Source organism: Klebsiella sp. EMBS2024 (assembly GCF_036233805.1).
Classification (GTDB): Bacteria; Pseudomonadota; Gammaproteobacteria; order Enterobacterales; family Enterobacteriaceae; genus Klebsiella; species Klebsiella pneumoniae.
In genome coordinates this window covers 2,460,658-2,469,792 of sequence record NZ_JAZARW010000001.1, presented here as the reverse complement: position 1 = coordinate 2,469,792, position 9,135 = coordinate 2,460,658, and the positions used below count along the sequence as shown (strand labels likewise).

Genomic DNA, 9,135 nt, shown 5'->3' with positions numbered 1-9,135 from the left:
GCCGCCCTGATGTTACTCTGGGCCGCCTCAATGACAGTCTCTTTTATCGCCAACCGCGAGCTGGTGGCGATCGCACAGGAGCAGGTGCGGCTGGCCTCAGCGGAGAAACAGCCGCTGGCCGTACGCCTGCATGCGCTCTCCGCGTTACAGAAAACGCTTTCTCAACTGGAATACCGCTCGCAGCACGGCGCGCCGTGGTACCTCCGCGCTGGCCTCAGTCAGAACGATGACCTGCTGGCGGCGCTGTTCCCGCGCTACGGAGAGAGGGTGCAGCCGCTGCTGCGCGATGCGGCGGCGCATCATCTGGAAGAGCAGCTCACCGCCTTCGTGCAGCTGCCGCCGGACAGCCCACTGCGTGAGAAGATGACGAAGACCGCTTACGGACAACTGAAACAATATCTGATGTTGACCCGCCCGGAAAAAATGGACGCCGCGTGGTTCGCCACTACGCTAATGCAGGACTGGCCGCAGCGCTCAGGCATCGCCGACGCCGTCTGGCAGGGCAGCGGCCCTTCGCTGCTGGCATTTTATGCCGCCAGTCTGGCGTCGCATCCGCAGTGGCGTCTGCCTGTCGATGACGGTCTGGTCAGCCAGGTGCGCACACGGTTAATTCGACAGATGGGCCAGCGCAACAGTGAGTCCACGCTTTACCAGAAGATGCTCGCGCAGGTGGCGAATCAGTATGCCGATATGCGCCTGGCGGATATGACTGCCGACACCGATGCTTCGCGTCTGTTCAGCACTGATGAGGTGGTGCCGGGCATGTTTACCCGTCAGGCCTGGGAGCAGGCCGTGCAGCCGGCCATTGAGAAAGTGGTCGCGGAACGCCGCGATGAAATGGACTGGGTGTTGAGCGATACGAAGCAGACTGCCGCGCAGTCGACGTCGCCGGAAGCTCTGCGAGCCAGGCTGGCGGAGCGTTATTTCGCTGATTTTAGCGGCGCCTGGCTGGATTTCCTCAACAGTCTGCGCTGGCAGCGCGCGGCGACCCTCTCCGATGCTATCGACCAGCTGACCCTGATGGCCGATGTGCGCCAGTCGCCGCTGGTGGCGCTGATGAACACCCTGAGCGTGCAGGGGCGAACCGGCCAGACCGGGGAAGCCATCGCCGATTCGCTGGTCAAATCGGCCAGGCAGCTGTTTAACCGTGATAACTCGCCCGTCATCGATCAACGGTCCGGCGCGCGCGGTCCTCTGGATGCCACCTTCGGACCCGTGCTGGCGCTGCTGGACAATCGCGACGGCGGGACGCCCACCAGCCGTCTTAGCCTGCAGACCTTCCTGACCCGCGTCACCCAGGTGCGTCTGCGCCTGCAGCAGGTCACCAACGCCACCGACCCGCAGGCGATGACCCGCCTGCTTGCGCAGACGGTATTCCAGGGCAAGGCCGTGGATTTAACCGAAACGCGCGACTACGGCAGCCTGGTGGCGGCGGGGCTGGGCCAGGAGTGGAGTGGATTTGGGCAAACGCTTTTTGTTCGCCCGATGGAACAGGCCTGGCAGCAGGTGCTGACCCCGGCGGCGGAAAGTCTCAACGCCCAGTGGCGCAGCGCGGTGGTGGAGGACTGGAATAGCGCCTTTGGCGGCCGCTACCCCTTTAAAAATACCAGCAGTGAAGTCTCTCTGCCGCTGTTGGCAAAATACCTCGACAGCGAGACCGGGCGCATCGCCCGCTTTCTGCAGACCCGGCTGAACGGCGTGTTGCATAAAGAGGGGAGCCGCTGGATGGCGGACAGTATCAATGCTCAGGGGCTGACGTTTAACCCGGCCTTTCTGCAGGCGATGAATACCCTGAGCCATCTCTCCGACGTCGCGTTCGCCAACGGCGAAGCGGGATTGCATTTTGCGCTTCGCCCCGGCACGGCGGACGGCGTGATGCAGACGGAGCTGGTCATCGACAATCAGAAACTTGTCTATATGAACCAGATGCCGGTCTGGCGGCGGTTCAGCTGGCCCGCTGACACCGAAGCGCCGGGCGCCAGTCTGAGCTGGATCAGTACCCGGGCGGGCACCCGCCAGTATGGCGATTTCCCGGGCGCCTGGGGGTGGATCCGTCTGCTGGATAAGGCGGTGGTCAGCGCTTATCCCGGAACGAGCAGCAGCTGGAGCCTGAGCTGGAAAGCGCCGGATGGTCTGTTGCTGAACTACACGCTGCGTACCGAGGCGGGGGAAGGACCGCTGGCGCTGCTGGCGCTGCGAAACTTTACGCTACCGGAGACGATATTCAGCGTGCGCGCGTCTGCTGAACGTGTTCCGCTGACCGACGATATACCCGGCGAAGAGGGATACTGAACCTTCTCCCTCACTGATTGGCGTTAACCTGCAACGCCAGGCCTCCTTCGCTCATGGCCGCCCGACGGCCAACTAATCTGACCGCGCAGCCATGCTGCGTGTCTCCCTGTAGACGAATAAGGGAATATTCATAATGGACGATTTAACCCTGCGATATTTTGATGCTGAAATGCGCTACCTGCGCGAGGCGGCAAAAGCGTTCGCGCAGGCTCACCCCGATCGGGCGGCGATGCTGGATCTCGATAAAGCCGGTACGCCGGACCCTTACGTTGAGCGCCTGTTTGAAGGCTTTGCCTTTTCCGTAGGTCGCTTGCGCGAAAAAATTGATGATGATCTGCCGGAGCTGACCGAGGGGCTGGTCAGCATGCTGTGGCCGCACTATTTGCGCACTATTCCATCGCTATCGATCGTGGCGCTGACCCCAACGCTGCCGGCGATGAAGATAGCGGAAACGGTGCCCGCCGGGTTTGAGATTAGCTCCCGCCCACTGGGGCCGAAAAATACCGTGTGCCGGTACCGAACCACCCGCGATCTGACGCTTAACCCGCTGGCGATAGAGGAGGCGGTGATGACGGCGGAGCCGGACGGACGTTCGGCCCTGCGACTACGATTCGCCTGTAGCGAGCTGGCTGACTGGTCGCAGACCGATCTCCGCCGCCTGGCGCTGTACCTGGGGGAAGACGCCGTTACCGGCAGCGCCCTCCATCTGTGGCTGACCCGACGCCAGGCCGCGCTGTACCTGCGTCTGCCGGGTCAGACAGAGCGGGTAAGCCTCGACGGCTATTTTTCCCCGGGGGGATTCAGCGAGGAGGATCGTTTATGGCCGAAGGGGGAGAGCGCTTTCAGCGGCTATCAGCTGCTGCTCGAGTATTTCACCTTTCGCGAAAAATTTATGTTCGTGCAGCTAAATGGCCTGGAAAACATCACCCTGCCGGCGGGGATATCGCATTTCACGCTTGAGGTGGTGTTCAGCGAGGTCTGGCAAAGTGATTTACCCGTCAGCGCAAGCAGCCTGCGCCTGCACTGTGTGCCGGTGATTAACCTGTTTACCCTTGAGGCCGATCCGTTGACCATCAGCGGGCTGGAGAGCGAATATCTCCTGCGTCCGAAGCGCCTGCAGGACGGGCATACCGAAATCTATTCTGTTGACAGCGTGACCGGCTCCGGGCGCACCGGGGAGGCACGCTATGTGCCTTTCACCCGCTTTCGTCACCAGGGGGGAATGATGCGTCGCCATGCGCCGGAGCGCTACTACCACACCCGCGTAAAACGGGGCGTAACCGGCATGCACGATACCTGGCTTATCCTCGGCGGACAGCAATGGGAGGCTGACCGGGAGCTGGCGCGGGAAACGGTCTCCTTACGCATCACCGGCACTAACGGCCAGCTGCCGCGCCGGGCGCTACAGAGCACGCTGCTGGATCGCTGTGAGTCGATATCAGCCACGCCGCTTACCGTCTGCAATCTCTGTAAGCCCACGCTGCCGGCCTATCCCCCGGCGGAAGACCGCTACCACTGGCGGGTCATGAGCCATCTGGGCACCCGTTTTCTCAACATGATGAGCAGCGCCGAGGTGCTGCGCGGCACGCTGTCGCTCTACAACTGGCGGGAGGATGAGCTCAATAATCGCCGTCTGGACGCCATTCTGGCGGTCAGCCATCACCGAATTCAGCGTTTCGAGCAGGGCTTCCTGCTGCGCGGGCTGGATATCGAAGTGACGCTCGACGGTAGCGGATTTACCGGTGCGGGCGATGTCCACCTGTTTGGCGATATGCTCAACCGCTTTTTCGCACTATATGCCGATATGAATCAGTTCAACCAGCTGACGCTCATTGTTCAACCTGAAGGGAAATGTATCCGGTGGAAAGAGAATCACAGTCTGCGCCTGCCCGGCTGATGGCGCAGCTCCGGCCTCAGTTGCCGTACATGAATTTTTACCGCTTCTGCCAGTTGCTGGAGAAGAACCATCCGAAGGCGCCGATCATCGGCAGCGGCTGGCTATTAGGTGATGAACCCATACGCTTTCGCCCGCATCCGGGGATGGGCTTTCCGGCTGGCGAAATCCGTGGAATGGACGATCCTGAACCGCCCCGTCCGCCGGCGGTTCGCGTGACTTTTATGGGACTCTACGGCGTGGAATCCCCGCTGCCGACCCACTATAGCGATGACATTGCGCAACGGCGGGAAGGCGTCGAGGCCACCGAGGATTTCCTCGATATCTTTAACCATCGGCTGATCGCCCAGTATTACCGTATCTGGCGCAAATATTCCTACCCGGCAACCTTTCGGGCGGGCGGCACGGACAACATCTCGCAGTATCTGCTGGGCCTGGCGGGGCTGGGCATACCGGGATGTGCCGCCGTTGCCGCATCGCCGCTGTCGCGATTTCTGGCGCTGCTGCCGGTGATGATGCTGCCGGGGAGATCCGGGGAAGGCATGGAGGCGCTGGTGGCGCTCCTGGCCCCGGGGACCCGGGCGACGGTGTACCACCACGATCCCTGCCGGATCCCCTTGTCGCAGCCGTTAACGATGAGCGTCCGTCAGCCGGTTAGCCTGCAACATAGGCCAGTGATGGGAACCCACGCCACGGATGTGAACGGTCAGGTATTGCTGCAGCTGGCCACGGAAAAGCCTGATGAGGTTCGCGGCTGGCTGCCCGGCGGCGAACTGTTCAGCGACCTGATGGCGCTTCTGCACGTCTGGCTCGGATCTCATCTTGACGTGCGGCTGCAGCTTTGCGTCGCCCGCCATTTACTGCCGGATGCGCAACTTTGCTGCCAGCAGGAGCATGCCGTCCAGCTCGGCCGTACCGCTGTGCTGCGTCCTCTGGATGCGCAGAAACAGGCTGACGACAGAGTCACGATTTATCTGGGGCGCTATCAGCGCGTCCGGGAAAATATCCACCGCAGGGAGAGCGATGAAGATGGCGATTACCGCAGTTAAACCCTCCGCCAGGTTGCTGGCATTCCTCATGGTTACCGTCTTAACCGGCTGCGGCCTGACGCAGACCGTGAAAGACGGCGCCGTTTCCGTGACCCAGTCCATTTTTTACCCCCAGGTGAAAACCCTGCATCTGGATCTTCGCGCCCGGGAAGGCGTGAATAACAACGCCAAAGGCGCCTCCCTGGCGACGGTGGTGCGTATTTATCAGCTGAAGGACCGGCAAGCGTTCGACAATACTGACTACCCGTCGCTGTTTGCCGGCGATGGCCAGGCGCTGCAGACGGACCGGGTGGCGGAAAAAGATGTTCGCCTGCGTCCGGGCGAATCGGTGACCGTCGATATGCCCATGGAAACCAGCGCGCAGTTTGTGGCGGTGGCGGCCATGTTTATCGATCCAGACCTGACGCAAAACAGCTGGCGGCTGGTACTCACCCGGGACGAACTTGATCCGGCGAGGCCGCGCATTATCGAAGCCAGCCAAAATCAACTGACGCTGCACCCGTTTAAGGAGAAGTGAAAATGCCTCGTCCCTCCCTGTATGACATCCTGTACGGCAATTTCGCCGGCGGGCTTGACCTGAATACTGTCAGCGAAACGGATCAGGTCATCCTGTCGGTGCTCGATAACATGCAGCGTATCCTCAACTGTCGGGCCGGAACGCTGGCGCATCTGCCGGACTACGGCCTGCCGGATATGACCGCTATCCTCCAGGGGATGCCAGCGTCGGCGCACCAGCTGATGAGCACGTTGTCGGCGGTGTTGCTGAAATACGAACCGCGCCTGCAGCGGATCGCGGTGGTGATGCTCGATCAGCATGCGCCCGGCGAACTGCGCTATGCCATTGATGCGGAGCTGAAGGATATTGGCCTGGTGCGTTACGGCACGGAGTTTATGCCCGAGGGCAGGGTGTTGATCCGCCACCTCAAACGTCAGCAGTACCTTGACGCCCGCTCCGCCCTCTAATCTCTCGCTGAAAGACATCATGATGACAACACACCACGACCGTCACTATAAAGCCGGTGGCGACCCGCGCACGCTGGCTGATTTTATGGCCCTGCGTGCGGAAATGAACAAGCTCAGCCACCCGGCGCGGCCGGATATTAACTGGCCGTATGCCGAGCAGCTTGCCCGCGGGCTGTTGGAGCATCACGGCGCGGACCTGCAGACTGTCGCCTGGTATACCCTGGCCCGCGCCCGGCTGGGCGGGGTGGCAGGGATCAATGAGGGGCTGACGCTGATGGAGTCGCTGCTGGTTCGTCAGGGGAAAAACCTGTGGCCACAGGCGCTCCCGGCCCGGACAGAGATCTTCCGCACCCTGAGCAAGCGGCTGCGGCAGGTGATCCGTACCCTGAATCTTACCCCAGAGGATGTTGATTCGCTTGAGCAGGCTGAACGTTCGCTGCAAAGCTTCGACGCAGTGCTCCAGCGCCTTGAGATCGCTCCTGAAAACCAGCTGAGCGACCTGCGGGCGCTACTGTACAGCACGGCAACTCGCTTCGAGAGCCTCGACCCTGCGCCAGCGCTTCCCACCGCGCCGCCGGTGGCGGTGTCTGACGCGGAACTTCCCGGCACTCTGGTCAGCGAAGAGGATGCGGCGAAGGCTGAGCCAGTGCCAGACCTAAAACGTAGACCAAAGGCTGAGCCGCTGGCTCCGCCTTCACCTGCAAAGCGGCCCGCGCCGGTGGCGGCGTCTACTCCGGCAGCCGCGCCGCGCTGGAAGCCGTTTATCGCCGGAATGGTTACCATGCTGGCGGTAACGGGTATCGCCGTCGGCGGATGGCTGGCGCTGCGTCAGTCCGACTTGCCGCCCATTTCGGTCACCCAAAATGCCGGACCGATACCGGGCCTGCCGGCGACAACGCCCCCGGGGCCGGTTGATCTGCCACAGACGCAGCGCCAGCTTGGCGAGCTTGCCCGCCTGGCGCCGGACTGGGCGGTCAGCTACGGCGACCAGCTGGTCCACCAGGCCCTTATCCGCTGGCCGGATCAGGCGCAACCGCTGGCGCAGCAGTGGCGGCAGCAGCTGAGTGCTGGCGCATTGCCCGCGGAAAATCTTACCGGCTGGTCGGAGGGCATGCAGCAGCTGCAGCGGCTCGCCGACCAGCTCAATGCCCTCGACGAGCAGAAGGGGAAGTACCTGACGGTGAGCGAACTGAAAACCGCAGTATTTGCCATCACACAGTCGTTTAACCGCGCTGTTCCGCTGGAGGAGCAGCTGCGCCAGCTGGCCGCGCTTCCCGTTGAACAACCCTGGCCAGCCGCGCGGGGAAGCCTCGCGGAGCTGCATCTGCAACAGCTGATAGTGGAGTATGCCCTGCTGAAGCGAAAACAGCCGGCGTCGCCGACCGCTGCGCTCCCCGCAACCGGTGAGCCCTCGGTGAGTGAGGCGGTGAAATAAAGTGTGCGCATGGCAACATTTTCTTTACATCAATATTGCAAGAACCGAACGCCCTTCGTAGTCTGAAAATGATTTAAATATACCGTTTGTAGTTGTATTGAAAATTTTATTTCGATCTCTGAGGGCATACTATGAAGCACTGTAAAATCATCCTGTTAGTAGGCCTTCTGGCCAGTTCCGCTTCGGCATTAGCGGAGAAGATCGGCGTCGCAATGGCCTACTTCGATCAAAACTTTCTCACTATTATCCGCCAGTCCATTGAGAAAGAAGCTCAAGCCCGCCACGTCGACGTACAGTTTGAAGACGCCCGCGGCGACACCGGACGCCAGGCCGATCAGGTGCAGAGCTTCATCGCCTCCGGCGTGGACGCGATCATCGTCGACCCGGTGGACTCCGCCAGCACCCCGCAGCTGACGAAGATGGCGCAGCAGGCCAAAATGCCGCTGGTGTATGTGAACCGGACGCCGGGGGATANNNNCGTTACCGCCCGGCGTGGTGTTTGTCGGTTCGGACGAGCGGGAGTCTGGCACATTGCAGATGGAGGCGCTGGCGAAGCTGGCNAACTACAAAGGCAACGTCGCCATCATGATCGGCAATCTCACCGACGCCGGCGCGCTGCAGCGCACCAAAGATGTGGAGCAGGTGGTGGCCAAGTATCCGGCAATGAAAGTGGTGCAGAAACAGCCGGCCAACTATTCCCGCAGCGAGGGAATGGATCTGATGCAGAACTGGACGGGCAACGGAGAAGCGATTGATATTGTGGCGGCGAACAACGATGAGATGGCGATTGGCGCGGCGATGGCGCTGGAGAAAAGCCAGAAGAAGCTGCTGATCGGCGGGATCGACGCCACCCCGGACGGGCTGAAAGCCCTGGCCAGCGATAAGATTCAGGTGACGGTTTTCCAGGACGCCGTCGGTCAGGGCAAAACGGCCTTAGCGGTAGCGCTGAAGCTGATTAAAGGAGAAAAGGTCGAGTCTCATGTCTGGATCCCGTTTGAGTTAGTGACCAAAGAAAACATGCAGACCTATGTGGAAAAGAGTCATTAACGGCAAGGCACAGGTGCGCGAACCTGGCTGATAAAACCGGGCTGATAATGCGACGCCCGGGCAACTAAATCGGAGGNNNNGGCATGGCAACGGCAAGAAGCGGCTATACGCTGCAGGTGATAAAGGCAGGACAGCAGGGGCATGTTGAAATGAGATGGGGGCATCTCGCAGACGTTGATACGCGCGCGGCGGCGACGGCTATCATGCAGCATATCGGGCGTTCTTCGTCCTCGCGGGGCCAGCTGGAGATCAGCCTGTCGCTGACCAATGCCGCCAGCGGCATCTCGGTGGAGCTTCATCACCCGGCCTCTGGGGAAAGCGCCACCCCGGCTTTTATTGAGGCTGAGTTAAAGAAAATTGTGCAGATCGTTGATGGCTACGAGGCGGCAGAAGATACCCATATTGTGGAGTAGCGTGTCGCCTGGGTAAAAAAAAATCCACGCCGCTGCGTGGAT

The 9,135-nt window shown here is 61.2% G+C and carries 7 protein-coding genes and 1 pseudogene; all 8 read left to right on the top strand.

Features of this window, described 5'->3' with window-relative positions; translation table 11 throughout:
- On the top strand, positions 1-2,292 hold a 2,292-nt coding region (locus VZP09_RS11415; protein WP_328795144.1), incomplete at its 5' end, for an ImcF-related family protein.
- A 133-nt stretch (positions 2,293-2,425) separates the two neighbouring features.
- Positions 2,426-4,189: a type VI secretion system baseplate subunit TssF gene (tssF, locus tag VZP09_RS11410; RefSeq protein WP_021314028.1), complete on the top strand. Its 1,764-nt coding sequence runs from the start codon at positions 2,426-2,428 to the stop codon at positions 4,187-4,189.
- Positions 4,190-4,218: 29 nt separating this feature from the next.
- Positions 4,219-5,235, top strand: coding sequence for a type VI secretion system baseplate subunit TssG (gene tssG, locus VZP09_RS11405; RefSeq protein ID WP_074184326.1), 1,017 nt, complete (start codon positions 4,219-4,221; stop codon positions 5,233-5,235).
- A complete protein-coding gene (tssJ, locus tag VZP09_RS11400) occupies positions 5,216-5,752 on the top strand; it encodes a type VI secretion system lipoprotein TssJ (protein ID WP_020806091.1) in 537 nt (178 codons plus the stop codon). The genes tssG and tssJ overlap by 20 nt, the downstream gene beginning before the upstream one ends.
- Before the next feature lie 2 nt (positions 5,753-5,754).
- Entirely contained in the window at positions 5,755-6,198 is a 444-nt protein-coding gene (gene tssE / locus VZP09_RS11395; RefSeq protein ID WP_004152261.1) for a type VI secretion system baseplate subunit TssE, read from the top strand.
- Positions 6,199-6,217: 19 nt separating this feature from the next.
- A complete protein-coding gene (locus VZP09_RS11390) occupies positions 6,218-7,633 on the top strand; it encodes a VasL domain-containing protein (RefSeq protein ID WP_021314025.1) in 1,416 nt (471 codons plus the stop codon).
- A 131-nt stretch (positions 7,634-7,764) separates the two neighbouring features.
- Positions 7,765-8,680, top strand: a pseudogene (locus VZP09_RS11385) (sugar ABC transporter substrate-binding protein).
- 83 nt (positions 8,681-8,763) lie between these two features.
- Positions 8,764-9,093 carry a DUF1869 domain-containing protein gene (locus VZP09_RS11380; protein ID WP_016530916.1) on the top strand — a complete coding sequence of 110 codons (330 nt, stop codon included), beginning with the start codon at positions 8,764-8,766 and terminating at the stop codon, positions 9,091-9,093.
- Positions 9,094-9,135 lie beyond the last annotated feature (42 nt).